This is a genomic window from Pseudoalteromonas rubra, assembly GCF_005887095.1.
Classification (GTDB): Bacteria; Pseudomonadota; Gammaproteobacteria; order Enterobacterales; family Alteromonadaceae; genus Pseudoalteromonas; species Pseudoalteromonas rubra_E.
On the sequence record NZ_PNCI01000042.1, the window covers coordinates 1 to 19,898 of the forward strand.

The window sequence follows — 19,898 nt, forward strand, 5'->3', positions numbered from 1 at the left end:
CCCCCCCCCCCCCCCCCCCCCCCACCCCCACCCCCCAACCCCATACACAACGCATTCAATCTACTCATCACCCAATCACCCAATCAGCCAATCAACCAATCACCCAATCAGCCAATCAGCCAATCAGCCAATCAACCAATCAGCCAATCAGCCAGTCAGCCAGTCAGCCAGTCAGCCAGTCAGGTAGGACGAGCAATGTATGCCTCTTCCTGAGAACGCTGTAACAACATTGAGCAAACTTAGTGTTTAGGCTGCAACGTGAGTTGTGTTTGTCATACTGCGATCTGGCCATTGCCAAACGGCGGCCCACTTCCTGGTAAGCGAATTCTCACATGCGATCACACGACCTGGTGGCCAGCAAAGGATCAGCTGTAGCGATCCTCACAGGATAGTTATTATTGCTGTACTGGCTCATCACTTTCTCATGTAAATCATTGATTTTTTTAAATATTTTGTTGTTGTTGAGTTTTTGACTTGATGTTTTTGGGTTGCTAATTTGAATGAGCGATCAGGGGGAAGTGCTGAACATAACCCACTGTGACCTGTGTAAAACAGATCAATAAAAGGTATTGGTATGAACTTAAAAATCAGTAAAAAAGCAATTAAAAACCTGTCTCTTACCGAAGCGGCACACGTGGCTGGTGCAGGAAGATCTCAGGCGGCTGATGTGATTGATGACTCATGTCAGAGTGTTTGCTCTATGCAAGCGTAACACTTCGCTCTATGTGTCATGCCTATAAATTCAAAGTATTGGAGTTAGATATGTTTACTATTGAAAACGCTCACCTGGTATCTGGCGGTCGTGCGGAAGGAGGGTGTATCCCTCCACACTTAGACAAGCTGATTAATCGTTAATTCAGCATATTGACCTGGTTAAATCCTAAAAGGAGATTGTATGTTTAGTTTAAAAAAGAAAGTAATTAAAAAGCTTGTTGCTAAAGAGTTTGCCCCATCAGCGACGAAAGACGTTGCGGGTGGTCATGATTTTCAGCCAAGTGCATTCCGTGGCTGCCAATCAAACGAAACTCGTGAACAGTTCATAAACTAACAGGAGACTATGATGAAACTGAAAAAAGTAAATCTGAAAGTACTGAATAGTGACGCTACTTTGGTGAAAGTCGCAGGTGGTTGTCCACATACAGTGCATGATTGTGGTGTTGATCGCACTATCCCTGTTCTGAATGAAATTCACTAATCCCTGGCCAATTGGAGCGTCTGAAATGAAGCTAAAAGTAACAAAAATCAAAAACCTGAGTGCAGGTAAGTCATTTCCAGTTGATGCAACGCCAGCCGTCGGTGGGGGTTTTCATTCATCTTGCGGTGTTGACTGCGGCTGCGGCGATCAGGATGGTGATCAACTGGTAATTCGGATACCAATGTAAAGGGTGCTTTTTGAGCGCCGAATAGAAAGTTTAAGGATTAAATATGTACGAATTACACAAGCAAAGTGCGTCAGTAACGCAAGTTTCTGGTGGTGTAGAACATCATAACCCGTCTATTCCGTGTCAGGTAAAAGACTGGTAATCAGGAGCGACAGATATGTTCGAATTAAAAGATACAGCACTGCTGGCAATTAGCGGTGGCCGGGAAGCAGATCATGACTGCACCCGACCAATTCGTGTAACGCTGTAATTGGTACTGAGCGCCCCAGGGCCATAGTACTGGCTAGGCGAACAACGCCACATCAGTGTGAGACGATGACTAGAAATATGAAGAACTTAAATACAGCTGAAATATCTATGGTGAGTGGGGCTTCACACCCTGCCGACACAGAAGTTGAATTGCTGATTGAAACTATAAAAAACTGGTTCTGAGGAACCTGAGAGAGGCCAAAATGATGACATTAACACACTCTGATATTGAACAAGTAGTAGGTGGTATCGTGGAAGGTGGTTGTGTGGATGTATTTGATCCCACAAAGCGCCGCCAGCACTAATTTCACATTTTAAGCTGTCGACAAAGCGGCCTTTTTTGGCGGAAAGTCGCCTTTGTTTGTAATGTGAGAATGCTGAATAAATAAGGAGTCTGATTGACTCCTTTTTTTGCCTGTTCATAGCACAGATATTCGCTGCTTTTATACTCATTTACACAATTCCGGCACCAATCCAGAGTTGACGAAACCTCCAATACAACACTGCACATCTGCCCTGGTAAGACGGAGTTGTCTTCATATATACAGGAGCAGCAATAAGGCGAGCCGATATCTGATGTACCAGCCCGAACAGAGATATTTTAATATAGTAAGTGACTGCTTGAACTACTCTGGCTGGGGAGCAGCATGCTTTATTTCTGCGCCTGTCGACATAAAAAGTTATCTCTATATACCTGCCTCTTACTTTCCCGTTAAAGCTTTTTCAGGTGTCCCTTTCTGACAATGAGCCAGAGTATTAAGCTGCAGGAAGCGAAAGCGCATTAAGCCTGGTTGGCTGGCATCACCTGAGGGGATCTGTCAGGGCACTGGCATGTGGTATTGCGTGCCCCCATGACTGAAAATCCGGAAGCTCGCATATATAGAGCTGATAGTTCGGTTACTGATAGAAAATAGATGGGTTTAACCTGTTGATATACATTGTTAAATTGTGGTTTTTACTGTTTTGACAATGGTGCTGTCGTCACCCATCATGGCCTCAAGCGCTTAGGTGGATTAAGTGCTGATAACAACTTTTTGGAGATGAATATGTTTACTATATTGGATAAAAAGCAAGCAACTCAGGTGTCTGGTGGTGATACAACACATAAGATGCTGGAAAAGATGGAAAGAGAGAAAAACAGCAACTAACCGGTTGCTTATCAGACCCAGGAACTGCAGCGAATGACATAAATGTAGTGCCTTTTATAAATTGGCATTGTGTTTCTTTGCGCTCCCTGCGCATTTTTATTTGTATGAGGTGAAATATGTATTTAACCAAAGAAGAACTAAAAGCTATCACGGGTGGCATCAATAATCAGAATAAAGATCTGTCAAAAATTGAGTGTGATCTTTAAACCTAAACAAGGAGAATAACATGCAAGTCATTGAAAAAAACAACGTACAGTTGGCATTGGTTTCTGGCGGTATCGATGAGGGCGGGTGTATCCTGTTCCCTCCTCAGGACAAAAAATTTAACTAAGTGTCGACAAGCGGCCGCAATAAGCCGCTGTTGAAACAAGCCGTGCAGAGACTCTGTGCGGCTTTTTTATGTCATGCATTGGCTCGAACACCACTTGTAATACGTGATCATTTGCAGCTAAGACTGCTGTGAGGCCAGTATCGAGATGCAAAGGTTTGATTTATTCGATGCCTTTTTACCTCAACCTTGCTCGTTCAATACCGACTCCACACAAGCATTGTACCTGCGACAAGTCTGATAAAGCCGTTGTATGTTCCCGCAGAATTTTGAGTTGTCAGGTTGCCTGTACTCTTTTCATCATTACCACTTTTGAGTGCACCAGAAATAATGGATCAGTCAAGCTGACCATGAATTTCTGCCTGGTACATTTTCTTATCGAGCAATACCTTGTCTGCTACTGGTTTTCAGTTTGTGAGCCTGGGTTGATATTCAGTGCTGCTGGCGACGTTTGTCCCTTTTTTGGCGATAATCAGCGGCAAGCGCGGGTATTCAGGGTGTGCAATGCACACATGCAAATCTCCAATATTGGGACCTGCGCATTTTTGTCATATGAATATTTTTATAACAGCTCAGGTATTCATATTTAGCACATAATTAAGGTATATCTGAGGATAATGGTTGCGCATAAGCCTTTGTATTTTATGTTTATGTTTGTGTTTTTGTAATTTTGATTTATTAAATTCTCGATGCCATGATGCTCACCGTCAAAGCGATGCAACGCACGACACTAAACAGTAATCGGAATTGAAAATTGAACAATTTAAAAAATTAGCCAGGCATGCATACGAACACGATTTCGCAGATGCCTGATTATTTGGAGGCACAAAATGGCGAAAACAAAATTTTATACAGACAAAGAGTTAGCTTACTTATTAAATCAACAACTCATTGGTGATTGCCTGGATGATTATTTTCAGCCTGATGGTCTGGATTGTTCACTGCTCAATGTTGCAGACGCCGAAATGAATATCGGTGATGAGCAACCTATTAATTTTTATCGTATGTAAATTTGGAGAGCACCTGAGATGGCATTTATCGTACTTGGACAACAGCAGGATGAACACGCGCAGTATATGCTTGAGAAGCTGAAAATGCGTGGCCTTGATGCTTATCTACTGTCTACGCACGACTTCCCGCGCAAGGTTCAGTTTAGTTATGAGCCCAATGAGGAACTCGGAAGCTTAACCCTTGCATGCGGTAAAAAACTGACTTTAGATGAAATACAAGCGGTGTTTTGGCGTGGCTTTTCAGGTGTATCGGATGAGTCGACCCGAGAAAATTACATGAGTGCGGAGAGTATTGCTGCTCAAGATGCGATGGCGTGTTTGAGAACCTGGTTTTTTCTTGATAACGACACCATCTGGTTAAACAGCTGGGAAGCATTTCAGCATCATAAAGAGAAGCCGTTTCAGTTAACTAAAGTAAAACGTCTGGGTGTACGCATTCCTCAGACCTATGTCGGTAACAATTTGGCGGACATAAAAACCGCGTTCAGTGTGCTTAAGCAATCTATTTTTAAGCCGGTGTTTGGGGGCGCACATACTGAGTTGCTGACGGAGGCACACCTGGAGTCGGAACGTGTGACTGCTGCGCTGGCTAAGTCGCCTATCACCGTTCAGGAGTTTATTGCCGGCACTAATATCCGCAGTTACGTCATAGGGGATAAAGTGTTCTCGGTCGAACTGAAAAGTGATCGGGCAGACTTCCGAGAAGATGACAACATGGCGCTCCTCGCGATAGAGACACCGGCAGAGATCATTGCGCAATCGAGGCTGATTGCGCGAACCCTGCATTTGAACTGGACGGCCATTGACTGGCGAAGAAATGAGCGTGGAGAGTACTACTTTTTAGAAGCAAACCCTTCTCCGATGTTTATAGGGTTTGAGAAACGCTCAGGGATCTCTATTACTGATCACTTAGTCGACTATATGTTAGGAAAAGGCTGAGTAATTAACACTTAACTGAGTAATTAACACTTAACTGAGGAATAAGCAGATGAAAGAACTAAATAAGGTGGAATTCAGCGCCGTGGTTGGCGGCGTGAATACGACGTCTCCTGACCAACCTTGGGTTGACGTCATTGATGCGATTCTTGAATTTTTTGAATAAATTTATATAGGTACCTTCATCAGTAATCTTGGCGGAGACAGTGAAGGAAACATGCATGTTGCAAGCAATTAAATAAGGAAGCGTTATGCACCCTTTTTCATTAGATAAAGCACAAAAACAAAATGTCACTGGCGGAAATGTTTTTATTTCAGATCTGCTTGTAGAAAATGGCGGTCCAATTTATGTGACTCAGGCTATCCCGGAAGATGGCTACGATCCTACGCTTATCGCTATGTAATACGCCTTAACGGCAAGACGTTTACAGAGAGTGGAGCTGTCCCGAAGCACTTGGCGGAGTTATCGGGAAAGTAAGCCTTACTCTCGCTTTTTAACCATGTAAGAAGATTAATAAGGAAAAAACATATGCACCCTTTTTCACTAGATAAAGCACAAAAACAAAATGTCACTGGCGGAAATGCTTTCATTTCAGATCTGCTTGTAGAGAATGGCGGCCCAATTTACGTGACTCAGGCCATCCCGGAAGACGGCTACGACCCAACGCTTATCACTATGTAATACGCCTTAACGGCAAGACGTTTATTGAGAGTGAAGTTGTCCCGAAGCACTTGGCGGAGTTATCGGGAAAGTAAGCCTTACTCTCGTTTTTTAACCATGTAAGAAGATTAATAAGGAAAAACATATGCATCCATTTTCATTAAAGAAAGAACAAGAGCAAGCAGTGACTGGTGGACTAATCAAGCGTCCAGTTTATATTACTCAGGCGCTTTACGAAGACGGTGGCCCGATTTACGTGACAATGGCGATTCCAGAAGATGGTAACGATCCGTTGCCGCCGCTTGAAATGTAATTCAAGCTGAGTCGCGAAGGGCAGTCATATGCTCCACAGCACTGGGTGTCGTGAACCTGGTGCTGTAAATGAGAATAATATCAAAGGAAATCAGTATGAAAGACTTAAATACATCTGAAGAGTTAGCGTTAGCCACTGGTGGTTTTGTTATGGGCATTGGCCTTGGCGATCCTAATGACCCGACTCGTACTATTTGCTAACGAGTTGTGTCTCCTAGTTTTACTTGTTGTTTAGGGGCTGAATTTACATTCAGCCCTTTTTCTTTTTTGCGTTAAGCATATGGCTTTGTCAGTTTTCAAAATGGGCGATTTCTCACCCGATAATACGGATATTGTACAGAGAATTATTGCCAGAAATGCGCTTTTACTGTTATTTCGGCTGCTTTGCTACCTTATCATCAACAATGAGCAGATCATCACTCGACAAAATCTGGTAGATGATGTCTGGTCGCAACACTATGTAGACGATAACGCAATCAATCGTGCGATGTCGGAACTAAGAAAGATCCTGAAATCTGAAAAGCAGAAAGGAACGATTGTAAAGACTCACTATCGTAAAGGGTATAGTTTCTTTCTTGAGCCAGAAATCATTTACTATGAGCATGTTGAGAAACCGTCTACATCTTACGCGCAGATCAACACTGATTCAGAGCCTTCCTCTTTGTCCGGGGAGTCTGAACTTACTACCCGGGCTCAGCTTGATCTTGATGTAGCAGCCAGTCATCATCGCAAAAGCACGCTGCGATGGCGTTATGTGTTGTTACCATTGCTCCTTATCTTGCCACCACTGGCCTGGCATATCCTGTCAACGGGCTTTTTTATCGGAGACCAAGAGACTCATACCCTTACCCGCAGCGATATAGAAGAAAGTGTGCTTTCCTGGCTACCGGGTCGTTACGCCACACTCAATCTGTCTCCCAATAAACAACACGTTGCTTTTTCTTTTATTCAGAATGATAACAAAAACTATGCGTTGGTGGTTAAGTCACTGGAAAGTGGGCATGAGAAACGTATTGGTAACTCTGGTGTCAATTATTTCCCGGTCGGGTGGTCGGTTGATTCCAGCTTTATTTACTATCGGGCTGTGAGTGAAGATCAGTGTCAGGTGTGGCAACTGAGCGCTGACTTTATCACCAGCAACCGACATGTTTTTGATTGTACGCTGCACAACACAACGGGTGGGGGCGTGGCGCCAGGACGCTTTGTGTATTCAAAAAGTGGTTATCGCAACCGCGATGAATTGTCTGTACTAACAAGCCGTGATCTGAGCACAGGTGATGAGTTTCAAATTACCTCACCCAACCTGAATTCTTATGGCGACCGCTTTTTAACTTATGTTGCTCAGAAGCAGGTGATCCTGTTTGAGCGCCGGCAGTATGAATCCAATGAACTGTATATGACCGATCTGGACGGTGGCAATCAGGTTAAGCTATTTGAGTCTGCGAGCCGGATCTGGGCTGTGAACTATGATGCTGAACAGGATTTAGTCAGCTGGTTTGATAATACCGCAAATCAGCTATACCGCTTTTCTTTGACACAGCGGCAACTACATAGTGTTAAGCAACTTCAGACTGAACAACAATATGCGAGCTCTCAAATGTTGGACAGCAATACCTTATTGATGGTGAGTTACCCTTTTCAGGCTGATGTATTCTTATTAGATCAGCAGACCCTTGGGCTGACAGAGCTTATAGCGAGCCCTCTGGAAGATACCTCCGCTACAGAAGTGGGTGACGAGTTTTTATTTCTGACACGTCAGGGTGATCAGTGCATCGTGAGAAAACAGCAATCAGATGGTCAAATTGTGCCGCTGACATTGCCACAAGACAGCTACACCTCGTTGCGCTATAACGCTGCCAGTGATCATTTATTGCTCCAGTATAAAGATAGAATTGAAGTGTATAAGCTGTCGGACATGACGCTGGCTGACAGTATTAATGCACAGGGGGTCGTGGTAGCGGCCGAGTTTATCGGACCCCATGAACTCGGCTATGTGGTTGTGGATGACCATAAAGTAAAAAGTCGGGTCTTTAGCTACTCTCTGACTGATAAAAAGGTGACGCCACTGCCCACGTCGGATTCGTTGTGGATAGGGCGTCTTGATGACGAGCACCTGGTATCTTTGTCTTCCAGTGATAAAGTTGTCCTTTACAACATTCAGTCGGGTGAGATAACCCGAGCCATTGATTTACCCCAGGTGAAATATAAGCATACGCTCGCCATCGGCGAAGGGAATATCTACCATTCTGATGGTGAAACCATCTACAAACTTGACTTTAGTGCGCCGTCAGTGATTTCTGAGTTCTATCACATAGATGCGTCGAAATATGTGATCGGCAATATGAAGTACTCTCAAAAACGGGGTGGGTTAATCTTAGACCTGATTGAAGTTGTGGAAAACCAGCTGATCAAAGTTACATTAAAAGAAACTGAGTCACTCTGATGCATGTGTGAGTATTGCTGCGTGTGTTCTGGGAATCGCTGATTGTGTAAGACAAAGTAATTTCGGGGAGTTCATCGGTTATCAAAGCCTCATATGTTGCTCAACAAGCACACTAAACCCTACGGTATCTTTTCGCTCTAAGGCTGGTCGCTCAATAAAACGCCCTGGTGAGGCAGAGTCCACCACTTTATATGGCTTGTGACGGTTGTCAGTGTGCCAGGTCTCTTTCTTGTTCTTCTAAGTTAATCTTGCTGTGAAACTGTTTGTGCACACAGGGTTTTTCGGCTTTTTGTCCAAAATTAATTTATTCGGCAATCGCAGCAAATATTACTCTCTATTATTCGCATATATAACATGCGCTTACCAGTTTCTTCTGGAGGTAAGATAAGATTTGATAATTACCGAATTTATGATGGCTTGGCTAAGGTAGTTAGTAACGAAACAACATAGTTTCAATCACACAGCTAACCCAATTAGCAGGAGCGTCAGGATGATTACATTAAAAACAAAAAAGCTAAAAACTTTGTCAAAAAAGAAATCTTGGGCAGTAAAGAAACACGCTTTATTGCGGGTGGCACTAACACAGATACTTTTACCGGGTCAGTCGATCCAAAGCAGGATGCTTAACACCCCAACCCATTGCATCACATTGAGCGAATGGGCGTAGCCGTATACCGTCGCTGTCGTCGCAATACTCAGCTGTCGTGATGCCTGAACACAAGGAAAAAAACATTGCTGACCATGATCTTTCCCATGCTGACCGCGGGTGCGCTTGCAGGGCAGTTAACACTGCAAGAACCCAGTAGTGAGTTTTACTACTCCAGAGATGCCGTAACCGTCCTGGCCGCACCGGTAGTGACGAATGGTACCTGGATCGAGAAGGGCTCGGTACTACTGACCATTCAAACGGGTCGCGGCGGTGAAAGCCAATTGCTGGTATCTAAATCGGATGGTTATATTGATTATGTCAGCGATAAATTGTCTCCCGGATATCGAGTGACCGCTGGTGAAATGTTATTTATAATTCGTTCCGCGCGTATACTGGCAAAACATGAACTGGCCGGACAGATCTCTGTGCAGGAGATAAACCAACAACAGACTGTCTGGTTATGTGATCAGGCAAAGGCATAGCCAATGCGTGTTGATGAAGTGACGCAGAATAAATTGTCAGGCTTATCGCAGCGCTGAGCCGCCACAGTGGTTAGAAATAGTGCTCCACTCTTGGATTTCTGCACTGTCTTTACCTGCTGATACTGCTTGAAGTTTTAATACGTTATTCATAATGGTTCTCCGATTTATTAAATGGCACGATTAACCCTGGTTTCACAAAAATGACTTGATAAGTTTGCTGTTTTATCAAAGCTCAAACCGTCACTGATTTTTTCAGTTGTTTTAATGCTGTTTGATTTGTTTATTTTTATCTCCAGGGATATTTTTGTGTAACAAACTAGGTTTTAACTTCTTGGCGTTAGCCAGTGATTAAATAATAGCGCTGATTGATGTTTTTATTAGTTGGCTTTTATTACAGGTTTTACTTCCAATGGGGGGTATTTTTAATTCAGGCATTATTTTTATTGTCTAGCTGTAGAATATGACAGGTTTCATTGTCCTGAATCAGGAAAGCCGGTGGTACTGTGTGCGTGCTGACATAGGTGAGTGAGCCTGGGATTGTTGCGAGAAGAAAGAAGGCATTCATTACTGACAATATGCAGAAGTAAGCGTTACAATGTCATCATATAAATGGAGCGGGTTGCCCACGCAATGGAACGGCATTCCTATGCTCTTCGTGGTAGACAACAAATTAGAAGAGAATAATGTTATGGCACTGACTACAGTGATCCTTGCCGCAGGCAAGGGGACTCGTATGCGTTCAAAATTACCTAAGGTATTACACCCGGTTGCAGGCCGTCCGATGGTGCAGCATGTTATTGACAATGCTTTTGCTTTGGGTGCGAGTACGACGAACCTTGTATATGGCCATGGTGCACAGCTGCTACAACAGGCGCTGCAGCACAATGCTGTAAACTGGGTACATCAGGCTGAGCAATTGGGTACAGGTCATGCTGTCGCCGTTGCGAAAGAACATATTGCAGATGATGATACGGTGCTTATCTTATATGGCGATGTGCCACTAACCCGCCTGTCGACCTTGAAACGCCTGCTAGACGCCACCCCAGAGCGCGGTTTAGCGGTATTAACGGTTAATCTTGATAACCCCAGTGGCTATGGCCGTATGATCCGTGAAAATGGCAAGCTGGTCGGAATCGTTGAACAAAAAGACGCAACTGAAGCTCAACTGGCAATCCAGGAGATCAACACGGGTATCATGGCGGCGAATGGCGGGCTATTAAAAAAATGGCTGGGTCAGCTCTCCAATAATAATGCTCAGGGAGAATACTACCTTACCGACATCGTTGCGATGGCACACCAGGAAGGCGTCGAAATAACCTCAGCACAGCCGGATGACGCAATGGAAGTTGAAGGGGCAAACAACCGTGTGCAGCTTGCCGGTTTAGAGCGTGCCTATCAGGCATGGCAGGCTGAAACTCTGATGCTTAATGGCGCGAGTCTGGCCGATCCGATGCGTATCGATGTCCGCGGTGATGTTACAACCGGTCAGGACGTACAAATTGATGTGAATGTGGTTTTCGAAGGCCAGGTTGAACTGGGTGACGATGTGGTGATTGGTCCAAACTGCGTGCTGAAAAACTGTAAGATTGGCAATGGTGTGGTTATTAAAGCCAACACCCTGATAGAAGAAGCAACCGTCGGTGATGCCTGTACGCTGGGCCCATTTGCCAGATTGCGTCCCGGTGCAGTAATGGAAACTGATTCGCACATTGGTAACTTTGTCGAAATGAAAAAGTCCCGCCTGGGCAAAGGGTCTAAAGCAAACCACCTGACCTATCTGGGTGATGCCGAGATTGGTGAGAAAGTGAATATTGGCGCCGGTACCATTACGTGTAACTACGATGGCGTCAATAAATCGAAAACCATCATTGGCGATGGTGCTTTTATTGGTTCCAACTCTTCACTGGTCGCACCGGTGGAGATTGGCAAGACAGCGACTGTTGGCGCGGGGTCTGTGATCACAACTAAAGTCGGCGACGAGACACTCGCAGTGGCCAGAGGTAAGCAGCGAAACATTGATAGCTGGCAAAGACCAGTAAAAAAGAGTTAATAAAAACGGGAGCTTAGGCTCCCGTTTTTATTTAGGGACGTTGTTTTGTCAAGACATCGCACAGTGAGTTCCTTTCTGATGACCAAAGTGATACATTACTGGGGGTTAATTAAAATTTAACAATAAAAACTCAAACAATCGGGTGTTAGGTAATTATGGAAAATCTCTTTAGAAAAGAAGTATTAGAGAGTAAAAGACACCGACTAGAAGGAGCTGTAAGTTTAGTTCAACCACCCGTGTTCAAGACACTGACTTTACTTATCCTGATCGTCGTAATTGTAAGTATCATATTTCTTGCCAGCGGTAGCTATGCGCGCAAAGAGCGGGTATCCGGAGTGATTGAACCCAATACAGGGGTGCTAAAGTTGGTTGCACCTCAGACTGGGATCATTGCTGAGGTACTGGTGTCTGAAGGAGACTATGTAGAAGCCGATCAACCCTTGTTACGGGTTGCATCTGCCAAGCACAGTACTCAGTCACTGGAACTCAACCAGGCACTGCTCAATCAGTATAGTTTTCAGCTACGTAACCTACAGCAGCAGATCAGTCAGCAAAAGCGCCAGCATGTACTGGAACTGACTGAGCTGAGACAGCAAAAAGCCACGGCAGAAGCACGTCTGAAAGAGCTGGATAGCCAGGCCCGTACCTTTGAAAAGCGATTACAGCTGAATCAGCAAATGGTGGGTCAGATCAGTACGCTAAAAGGAACTGGCTATATTTCTGAGTTGGAGTTGCAGCGACAAAAAGATACTTTGTTGTCGTTACAGCAACAGGCATCGAGTATCCAGTCCGAACGACTGACACTGGCTGCGCAAATTCAGCAGCACGACACCGATCTGGAAAAATTGCCGCTTCAACATGATGAACGTTTAAGTCAGCTGGAGTCGCAGCAAGCTGATTTGCAAATCCAACTATCGTCCGTTGAACAGCAACGCCTGGGTGAGCTGCGTGCCCCCAAAGCGGGTGTTGTCACAGGCCTGTTGGGCAAAGTAGGTAAGAGCGTAAATGCCGGACAAAACCTGCTCAGCATTTTGCCGCAGGGCAGCCAGATGCAGGCCATCATTTATGTGCCAACGTCGTCTTTTGGCTTTATTAACCTGGGTCAGGAAGCCAAACTGCGATATCACGCTTTTCCGTATGAGAAGTTTGGTATCTATAACGGCACTATTCAGCAAGTCAGTAACAGTGTGATCCTGCCAGAAGAAACCAGTACGCCCGGGGTGATACAGCAACCGGCTTATCGGGTGGTCGTTTCTCTTGAAGAACAGCAGATCACGGCCTACGGCAAGGCAACACCGCTGCGGGCGGGGATGATGCTCGATGCAGACATCATCGTTGAAGAACGCTCCCTATTGCGTTGGTTATTTGATCCCGTGTTTAGTATTAAAGGACAGCTGTAGGCTGCAACTACAAGAATAAAAAGGCTTTTTATGCACGTTGAAGACGAATCACCGGTACAGCAGTTAGAGTTCTGGTCAAGGAAGTCACTGCCTATTATTTTACAATCCGAGGCGGCTGAATGCGGCCTCGCCAGCCTGGCCATGGTCGCGGCGTATCACGGTTACCACAGCGATCTAACCACATTAAGACAAAAGTTCAGCATATCTATCGAAGGGGCAACCCTGCTGGATATTATGCATTTTGCAGAGAAGCTGGAGATGAGTTCGCGGCCATTGCGTATCGAACTGGAAGATCTGGATGCACTGCAAACGCCCTGCATTTTGCACTGGGATATGAATCACTTTGTGGTCCTTAAAAAGGCCAATGAAAAGCGTATCGTCATCCATGACCCGGCTTCGGGTGAAAAAACCTTCACCATGGCGGAGGCGTCCAAGCACTTTACGGGCGTCGCTCTGGAGCTGACACCGACCAAGAGTTTTGAAAAGAAAGAGAAGAAACCCAGTCTGCACTTTTCGGATTTCTGGAGCCGTATCACAGGGCTGAAACGCTCGCTGACCCTGATCTTCTTACTGTCCATCATCCTTCAGGTCTTTACCCTTGCGGCACCTTATTATATTCAGCTGGTGATCGATGATGTGATCCTGACAGGGGATATCAACCTCTTGACGGTGCTCGCCACCGGTTTCTTTTTGGTGCTGGTATTTGAAATCGCCACCAATGCGCTGCGAGGCTTCACTTTGCTGCACTTTGGTAACCAGATGAACATTCAGCTGGGGGCCAACCTGTTCCACCATCTGGTTCGGCTGCCGATTTCCTATTTCGAAAAACGCCATATGGGTGACGTGGTTTCCCGCTTTGGCTCATTGCAGCAGGTCAAACAAATCCTGACTACCGGGGTGATCGAAGCCATCATCGACGGTTTGATGGCGATCATTACGCTGGCCATGATCTTCTTTTATAGCCCAACGCTGTCGGCGGTAGTATTAGCGGCTGTGGTGGCGTATGCCATAGTACGTATTGCCATGTACAAACCGTTTCGCAATATCAGCGAACAGGAAATCATGGCACGGGCAGAAGAAAACTCCAACTTTATGGAAACCGTGCGGGGCATTCAGACCATCAAACTGTTTGGCTCAGAGGTGAAGCGCGAGGGCCAGTGGCAAAACCGCTACGCTAACGCGATTAATCAGAGTATTCGTCTGGGGAATTTCCAGATCGGCTACGATGCCATTAACCGGGCTTTATTTGGTATAGAAAACATTCTGGTGGTGTTTTTGGCAGCGCATCTGGTTCTGGATGGGGGCTTCAGTACCGGAATGCTGTTCGCATTTATGTCGTATAAGCGCCAGTTTATGGACAAAACGGCCAACCTGATTGAAAAGTTGATTGAGTTTAAAATGGTGGGTCTGCACTTTGATCGTATTGCGGATATTGCACTGACCGACAAGGAAATTTTGCAGCCGGATCAGGTAAAACAGCATCAGGTTGAAGGTCACATCGAGCTACGTAACATCTGTTTCGCTTATTCCGATGCAACACCCAACGTTCTGAACAATCTCAACCTGACCATATCCGCGGGGGAATCAGTGGCAATCACGGGTCCTTCAGGCTGTGGTAAATCAACCTTGCTGAAAATCATGCTGGGTCTGAACCAGCCAAAAAGTGGTGAAGTACTCATCGACGGCGTCCCGATGGAGCAGATCGGTGCACGCCAGTACCGTCAACAAATTGCAGCGGTAATGCAGGACGATGAGCTGTTGTCGGGCTCAGTTGCCGACAACATCGCATTTTTCGACACGCCAATTGATATGGAGCGCGTTGTGTACTGTGCGCAATTAGCCGCGATCCACGACGATATCAGCCAGATGCCGATGAACTACGATAGCCTGATCGGCGACATGGGTTCGAGCCTCTCGGGTGGTCAGAAGCAACGTATCATTCTGGCCCGTGCGCTGTACAAACAGCCTAAGATTTTGTTTATGGATGAGGCAACCAGTCACCTGGACACCAGTCTGGAATCCGACATCAATGAAGCGGTATCTCGATTGGATATCACCCGAGTGATTATTGCGCACCGTAAAGAAACCATTGCCTCGGCCGACCGAGAAGTTCGGCTGAAAAAGGCCGACTTACCTGATGCCCAGGAGCAGGAGGAAGAGTCTGTTTGTGAGTAACTGTCTGTTTGATTGTTTTTATTATGTAAAAAATTTGAGTGGCGGTGGTTGAGCGGGCGAACAATTTGGGTTAACGTCGGAAAGATAACAAAAGGTACAGATGGCAATACGTGCATCAGTGATGTACGTATTGCGTTGACGACACGATAACAATAACGAATGACGATTAGATTAAGGATGAACATGCCGGAGCAATTTTCATTGTCGACGCAGCAGCGCGACACTATCCACACCATTCTGTCCATTATGGCTGACAAGGTCAGCGCACATATCCGTGACACGGATATACCTCATGGCCTGCTAAGCGGCTTAGCAGGTCAGCTACTGTTTTTGTATAAAACGTATGAGTATGACGCTAGCCTGGTTGACGAAAACCTGTTTGCTCAAAAATTAGAAGAACTGCAAGAAGGCCTGGACCAACAAAGTTTTGAATTAAGTAATGGCCTGGCGGGGCAAGCATGGTTGCTTGAGTATCTGAACCAGGCTGACCCAGAAAACTACGACCCTGAACTACTTGAGGAAATTGACGAACTATTTCGTCAGTCTCTGGATCATCAGCCCTGGCGTGGCGAAATTGAAATGGTGCTGGGGCTATCCGGGTTTGCACCGTATGCGGCCCGTCGCGGTAAACAGTCTGACCAAACTGCTCTGTATGAAGTGATTGTAAATGGGTTAGAAAGCACCGCGACCCACTTCGACAACGGCCATATTGCCTGGTCTCAGCCTGAAGAGTCGGTCTACCGTTTTAATAAAGATGAGCCCAAAGAGCCTGAGTATAACCTGGGCCTCGCGCATGGCGTGCCCGGTATTATTGCCGCGCTATTGCCTGCGGTTCATATTCCAGCCCTGAAGGAGCGTGTGACCAAGCTGTTGCTGGGTGGCTGCGACTGGTTGCTGGAACAGCAGAGTCCGGACAGCAGCTCACATTCCTGTTTTGGTTCATGTGCGGGTGGCGAACATCAGTCGCGCTTGGGGTGGTGTTATGGCGACCTGACCATCGCAATGACATTGGCACGGGTTGGTCAGGCTCTGGACCGCCCAAGCTATGTAGAGCGGGCGCTGGAGGTTGGCCTGCGTGCCGCCGAGCGTGATGAAAAATCTGGCCATATTACCGACGCCGGTGTTTGCCATGGCTACTATGGTATGGCACTGATTTATCAAATTCTGAACCAGTTAATGCCTCATCCTCGTTTTGCACAGGCGATGCAGTATTGGGTTGATTACTCATTGCAACAGTATGCAGAGCGTGGTGAAGAGTCTCTCTACTCCTTCAATGGCATAGACAAAGCATATCATGAGGACTTTGGTTTCCTGATGGGGTATGCGGGTATTGGTATGGTTCTGACTTCTCTGTTTGATGATGATACTGGCTGGGTTGATTGTTTGTTAATGGCATAGGGAGTAGGTGATGTCTAAACAACTAAAAAATGAAGATTTTTTTGTAATTCGTACGCCCCGTCTGGGGCTGGAGCAGCTGGCTCAGTTTGGCGAAGATAATGCCGACACCAATGTGCTGCTGGCCGCCTGGCTCGCAACGCCGGGCGTTGAAGAGGCAATTTACCTTGCCAGTCCGTCACTACTTGAACGGATAGATCAGTGGCGTACTAAGCCCGAGTCCAAGCAGGGTAAAAAAGTGGCGCATGCCCTGATTAAATATATGGTACGTATGTGCTCTCGGCCGACGCCATTTGGCCTGTTTTCAGGGATCCATCAGGGGAGCATCACAGACCACACTGAGCTGACCGTCGCGGATCTCGCTGAAGACAACCGCAAAACTCGCCTCGATATGTTCTATCTGAATGCACTGAAAGAACACTTTATTAAACATGCTTCCCGTTCAGATACACTGACCTACAAACCGAATACCTCGCATTACTTTATCGCCGAGCAGTGTCGATATATCGAGACATATTTATCAGAAGAGACCATGCAGTATCGTCTGAGTGCGGTAGAAAGTGACGAGTATTTCCGTTTTGTGCTGGAAGCCGCACGTGATGGCAGGAGTTTCAATGCTCTGGTAGCGCAATTCAGTGAGCAGTATGCTGAAGCCGAACAAGAAGAAGTGGAAGCCTATATTCAGGACCTGATTGACGAAGGTGTGTTGCTGGCAGATATCCCATTGCCACTGACCGGCGAGTCACCGGATCGTGCCTTACTGAAGTCAATCACTGCCATTAATGAGCTGGATACGGCTGATAAACTGGCGACGGCATTGGCGCAGATAGACACCCTGGATAGCCAAAAAACCGGTGAAATTAAACCTTACAAACAGCTGCTGGAGCACCTGCAAAGCCTGCCGGTGAAGGTGCAGGAGAACAAGCTGTTCCAGAGCGACATTTATCGCCAGTTTAATGACTGTCAGTTGTCAGGACAGGAAGTTTTGCGTCTGCAAAAGCAACTGGAGCTGATTGCTGGTTTGAGTGTGTCGGAGCAGGGCAGTTCACTAAGCCAGTTTATGACCAAGTTCAATGCGCGTTTTGAGGGGCAATTTGTACCGCTCGATAAAATTTTGGACGATGAATCTGGCATTGGCATTTCGACAGAAACCGGCTACGAGGCACCTCTGGTTGCGGGTCTAAACCTTGCACGCAGTGGTAGCAGCCAACAGACTGTGCCCGAAATCAGCGTACTGGATGGCCTTGTTGAGGATGCACTGAGTCAGCCCCAAAACCGTGCAAAAGACTGTGTTGTGCTGCGTGGTAAAGAGCTGAAGCAAAAAATTACCAACAAAGAAGCCGTTGCTAAGTTCCCATTCTCCTTTGCAACTATGGTCAGCCTGTATCAGGATAACCGCGGCAATCCGGTTTATAAGTTCAATGGCTGTTATGGTCCGTCTGCTGCAAATCTGCTGGGCCGTTTTTGTCATCTGGATGACGGGCTTAAGGACAATGTGGTGGCGCATCTGGCGTCTGAACAGGCACACAGCGACGACGTCATTTTTGCTGAAGTCGTCCACATGCCTGAGGGACGTCCGGGAAATGTGATTGCACGCCCACATCTGCGTCAATACGAAATTGTCTTCCTGGCCGACAGCGCGCTGGATGATGAGTATCAGATCCCACTGAGCGATCTGTATGTCTGGGTTGAACGGCAAAAAGTAAAACTGTGGAGCAAGCGGCTCAACAAACAAGTGGTGCCGCGCTTGTCCAGCGCCCACAACTACTCCGCACGTAGCCTGAGTGCCTACAAATTCTTATGCATGTTGCAACATCAGGATGGCAGACCACCGCAGTTTAAGCTGCCAAGTAGTCTGGAGCGTGCGACCTTTATACCGCGTCTGATGTTGGATAACCTGATCCTGAATGAAAAAACCTGGCGCATTGACCGGACAGAGCTAGAAGCCATCAGTAAAAAAGGTCAGTTTGATCGTACTAAACTGGATGCGCTACTTGAAACTTATCATCTCGACCCGCAGGTCAGTTTTGCTATGGCAGATAACGTGCTTCAGCTGGACCTGCGTAACCCGGACATGTTTGCAATTTTACTTGCCGAAACCAAAGGTCATCGCCGGGTCGAACTCAAAGAAGTACTCAGCAATCATTACCCGTCCCGGGTGGTGGATGCACAGGGTAACCACTACAGCAACGAAGTGATTATTCCATTCATCAATGAGCATGCGAATGTACACCGTCATTTCAGCGATGATCCTTTGGGTAACATCACGGCTGCGCCATTAAAGCGCCGTTTCAGCGCCGGTTCGGAATGGCTGAGTCTGAAGATTTACTCAGGTAACTCACTGGTCGAGCAACTGCTGACAGAAGAGTTGCTGCCATTGATTGAGCAAAATGGTGAACTATACGACAAGTGGTTCTTCATTCGTTATGGCGATCCAGACTGGCACCTGCGTCTGCGCTTCCACGGCGACCCAGGACTGTTATGCGGTCAGCTCTTGCCAAAATTGAATGCGCTACTCGACCCGAAAGTGGAAAGTGGTGAGCTTCACAAAGTCGAACTGATGACCTATGAGCGTGAGGTTGAACGCTATGGTGGCCCTGAGTCGATGGCACTGGTTGAATCACTGTTTATGTACGACAGTGTGCTCATTACAAAAACCTGTGCGCTGGTGGACGAGTACGGTGAAGACGTGCGCTGGCGTATGGCCCTGGCTCAGACCCATAAATTGCTGGATCTGTTTGAATACGATGATGCTACTCGCTTTACACTGGTCAGCCAGTTACGTGATGGATTTGGCAGAGAGTTTAATGAAACCAGTGTCTTGCGTAAGCAGTTAGGAAACCGGTATCGGGACTATGAAGCCCAACTGGACAAGGATTTTGCGCTATTGACCGAACAAGCCGATGTGCAAGCCGATGAAGCGCAGCAAGCGCTGTTTGAGATCTTGTCACAATGGTATCTGGCGGCTGAGCCTGTGGTTGGGGTTCTCAACCGTATGATCGATGAGGGTAAACTCAACTGTACCAAAGATACGCTGATGGGCTCTTTGTTGCATATGCACAATAACCGTATGTTCAAAGCCTATGGCCGCGAGCAGGAGCTGGTTATTCACGATATGCTCCGTCGTAAGTACTTCTCGGCGGATAAAAAGGCCAGCTAAGTGATTGAGCAGCAAAAAGCGCACCACAGGTGCGCTTTTTGTGTTTGTGAGGCTTATTGACTACCCTTGAGTAAAAACAAAATAAAGGATGGTGTTATGACCCGAACAGTAACGCTCT

18 protein-coding genes are annotated in these 19,898 nt (G+C 46.4%); 17 read left to right on the top strand and 1 reads right to left on the bottom strand.

Translation table 11 applies throughout. The features are described 5' to 3' along the window. Nucleotides 1-574: 574 nt before the first annotated feature. The 12 genes from CWB99_RS24130 (at nt 575) to CWB99_RS17375 (ending at nt 9,600) form a co-directional block, all read left to right on the top strand. Nucleotides 575-712, top strand: coding sequence for a hypothetical protein (locus tag CWB99_RS24130; RefSeq protein WP_171045375.1), 138 nt, complete (start codon nt 575-577; stop codon nt 710-712). Nucleotides 713-895: 183 nt separating this feature from the next. Next, complete coding sequence (locus tag CWB99_RS24135; RefSeq protein ID WP_171045376.1) at nt 896-1,048, top strand: hypothetical protein; 153 nt, start codon at nt 896-898, stop codon at nt 1,046-1,048. 9 nt (nt 1,049-1,057) lie between these two features. Then, nucleotides 1,058-1,195, top strand: coding sequence for a hypothetical protein (locus CWB99_RS24420; RefSeq protein WP_160317394.1), 138 nt, complete (start codon nt 1,058-1,060; stop codon nt 1,193-1,195). A gap of 25 nt (nt 1,196-1,220) precedes the next feature. Continuing rightward, nucleotides 1,221-1,382, top strand: coding sequence for a hypothetical protein (locus CWB99_RS24140; RefSeq protein WP_171045377.1), 162 nt, complete (start codon nt 1,221-1,223; stop codon nt 1,380-1,382). Nucleotides 1,383-2,895: 1,513 nt separating this feature from the next. Further along, on the top strand, nt 2,896-2,985 hold the full coding sequence (locus CWB99_RS24900) for a bacteriocin (RefSeq protein ID WP_138552217.1): 90 nt from the start codon (nt 2,896-2,898) through the stop codon (nt 2,983-2,985). 952 nt (nt 2,986-3,937) lie between these two features. After that, on the top strand, nt 3,938-4,117 hold the full coding sequence (locus CWB99_RS17360; RefSeq protein ID WP_138552218.1) for a hypothetical protein: 180 nt from the start codon (nt 3,938-3,940) through the stop codon (nt 4,115-4,117). A gap of 18 nt (nt 4,118-4,135) precedes the next feature. Continuing rightward, entirely contained in the window at nt 4,136-5,056 is a 921-nt protein-coding gene (locus CWB99_RS17365) for an ATP-grasp domain-containing protein (RefSeq protein ID WP_138552219.1), read from the top strand. A gap of 248 nt (nt 5,057-5,304) precedes the next feature. After that, nucleotides 5,305-5,457 (top strand): hypothetical protein, encoded by a 153-nt coding sequence (locus CWB99_RS24145; RefSeq protein ID WP_171045378.1) that lies wholly within the window; start codon nt 5,305-5,307, stop codon nt 5,455-5,457. A 125-nt stretch (nt 5,458-5,582) separates the two neighbouring features. Beyond that, nucleotides 5,583-5,735, top strand: coding sequence for a hypothetical protein (locus tag CWB99_RS24150; RefSeq protein WP_171045379.1), 153 nt, complete (start codon nt 5,583-5,585; stop codon nt 5,733-5,735). A gap of 124 nt (nt 5,736-5,859) precedes the next feature. Continuing rightward, nucleotides 5,860-6,027, top strand: coding sequence for a hypothetical protein (locus CWB99_RS24155; protein WP_171045380.1), 168 nt, complete (start codon nt 5,860-5,862; stop codon nt 6,025-6,027). A gap of 285 nt (nt 6,028-6,312) precedes the next feature. Continuing rightward, entirely contained in the window at nt 6,313-8,469 is a 2,157-nt protein-coding gene (locus CWB99_RS17370; RefSeq protein ID WP_171045381.1) for a winged helix-turn-helix domain-containing protein, read from the top strand. Nucleotides 8,470-9,201: 732 nt separating this feature from the next. Further along, a complete protein-coding gene (locus CWB99_RS17375; RefSeq protein WP_138552221.1) occupies nt 9,202-9,600 on the top strand; it encodes a hypothetical protein in 399 nt (132 codons plus the stop codon). A gap of 42 nt (nt 9,601-9,642) precedes the next feature. Here CWB99_RS17375 and CWB99_RS24425 read toward each other — a convergent pair whose 3' ends face one another. Beyond that, a complete protein-coding gene (locus tag CWB99_RS24425) occupies nt 9,643-9,750 on the bottom strand; it encodes a class III lanthipeptide (protein ID WP_212748526.1) in 108 nt (35 codons plus the stop codon). A 538-nt stretch (nt 9,751-10,288) separates the two neighbouring features. Here CWB99_RS24425 and glmU point away from each other — a divergent pair. From glmU to CWB99_RS17400, 5 genes are all read left to right on the top strand, one after another. Continuing rightward, nucleotides 10,289-11,650, top strand: a complete 1,362-nt coding sequence (glmU, locus tag CWB99_RS17380) for a bifunctional UDP-N-acetylglucosamine diphosphorylase/glucosamine-1-phosphate N-acetyltransferase GlmU (RefSeq protein ID WP_138552328.1) — start codon at nt 10,289-10,291, stop codon at nt 11,648-11,650. A 155-nt stretch (nt 11,651-11,805) separates the two neighbouring features. Further along, nucleotides 11,806-13,050, top strand: a complete 1,245-nt coding sequence (locus CWB99_RS17385; protein ID WP_138552222.1) for an HlyD family secretion protein — start codon at nt 11,806-11,808, stop codon at nt 13,048-13,050. Between the two features lie 30 nt (nt 13,051-13,080). Then, entirely contained in the window at nt 13,081-15,225 is a 2,145-nt protein-coding gene (locus tag CWB99_RS17390) for a peptidase domain-containing ABC transporter (protein ID WP_138552223.1), read from the top strand. Nucleotides 15,226-15,408: 183 nt separating this feature from the next. Then, entirely contained in the window at nt 15,409-16,623 is a 1,215-nt protein-coding gene (locus tag CWB99_RS17395; RefSeq protein WP_138552224.1) for a lanthionine synthetase C family protein, read from the top strand. 10 nt (nt 16,624-16,633) lie between these two features. Next, complete coding sequence (locus CWB99_RS17400) at nt 16,634-19,780, top strand: lantibiotic dehydratase (RefSeq protein WP_138552225.1); 3,147 nt, start codon at nt 16,634-16,636, stop codon at nt 19,778-19,780. Nucleotides 19,781-19,898 lie beyond the last annotated feature (118 nt).

Bases quoted from the DNA above. Each gene is read 5' to 3' on its own strand.
- CWB99_RS24130 (WP_171045375.1), top strand. From the start codon at position 575: ATGAACTTAAAAATCAGTAAAAAAGCAATTAAAAACCTGTCTCTTACC.
- CWB99_RS24135 (WP_171045376.1), top strand. From the start codon at position 896: ATGTTTAGTTTAAAAAAGAAAGTAATTAAAAAGCTTGTTGCTAAAGAG.
- CWB99_RS24420 (WP_160317394.1), top strand. From the start codon at position 1,058: ATGATGAAACTGAAAAAAGTAAATCTGAAAGTACTGAATAGTGACGCT.
- CWB99_RS24140 (WP_171045377.1), top strand. From the start codon at position 1,221: ATGAAGCTAAAAGTAACAAAAATCAAAAACCTGAGTGCAGGTAAGTCA.
- CWB99_RS24900 (WP_138552217.1), top strand. From the start codon at position 2,896: ATGTATTTAACCAAAGAAGAACTAAAAGCTATCACGGGTGGCATCAAT.
- CWB99_RS17360 (WP_138552218.1), top strand. From the start codon at position 3,938: ATGGCGAAAACAAAATTTTATACAGACAAAGAGTTAGCTTACTTATTA.
- CWB99_RS17365 (WP_138552219.1), top strand. From the start codon at position 4,136: ATGGCATTTATCGTACTTGGACAACAGCAGGATGAACACGCGCAGTAT.
- CWB99_RS24145 (WP_171045378.1), top strand. From the start codon at position 5,305: ATGCACCCTTTTTCATTAGATAAAGCACAAAAACAAAATGTCACTGGC.
- CWB99_RS24150 (WP_171045379.1), top strand. From the start codon at position 5,583: ATGCACCCTTTTTCACTAGATAAAGCACAAAAACAAAATGTCACTGGC.
- CWB99_RS24155 (WP_171045380.1), top strand. From the start codon at position 5,860: ATGCATCCATTTTCATTAAAGAAAGAACAAGAGCAAGCAGTGACTGGT.
- CWB99_RS24425 (WP_212748526.1), bottom strand. From the start codon at position 9,750: ATGAATAACGTATTAAAACTTCAAGCAGTATCAGCAGGTAAAGACAGT.
- glmU (WP_138552328.1), top strand. From the start codon at position 10,289: ATGGCACTGACTACAGTGATCCTTGCCGCAGGCAAGGGGACTCGTATG.
- CWB99_RS17385 (WP_138552222.1), top strand. From the start codon at position 11,806: ATGGAAAATCTCTTTAGAAAAGAAGTATTAGAGAGTAAAAGACACCGA.
- CWB99_RS17390 (WP_138552223.1), top strand. From the start codon at position 13,081: ATGCACGTTGAAGACGAATCACCGGTACAGCAGTTAGAGTTCTGGTCA.
- CWB99_RS17395 (WP_138552224.1), top strand. From the start codon at position 15,409: ATGCCGGAGCAATTTTCATTGTCGACGCAGCAGCGCGACACTATCCAC.
- CWB99_RS17400 (WP_138552225.1), top strand. From the start codon at position 16,634: ATGTCTAAACAACTAAAAAATGAAGATTTTTTTGTAATTCGTACGCCC.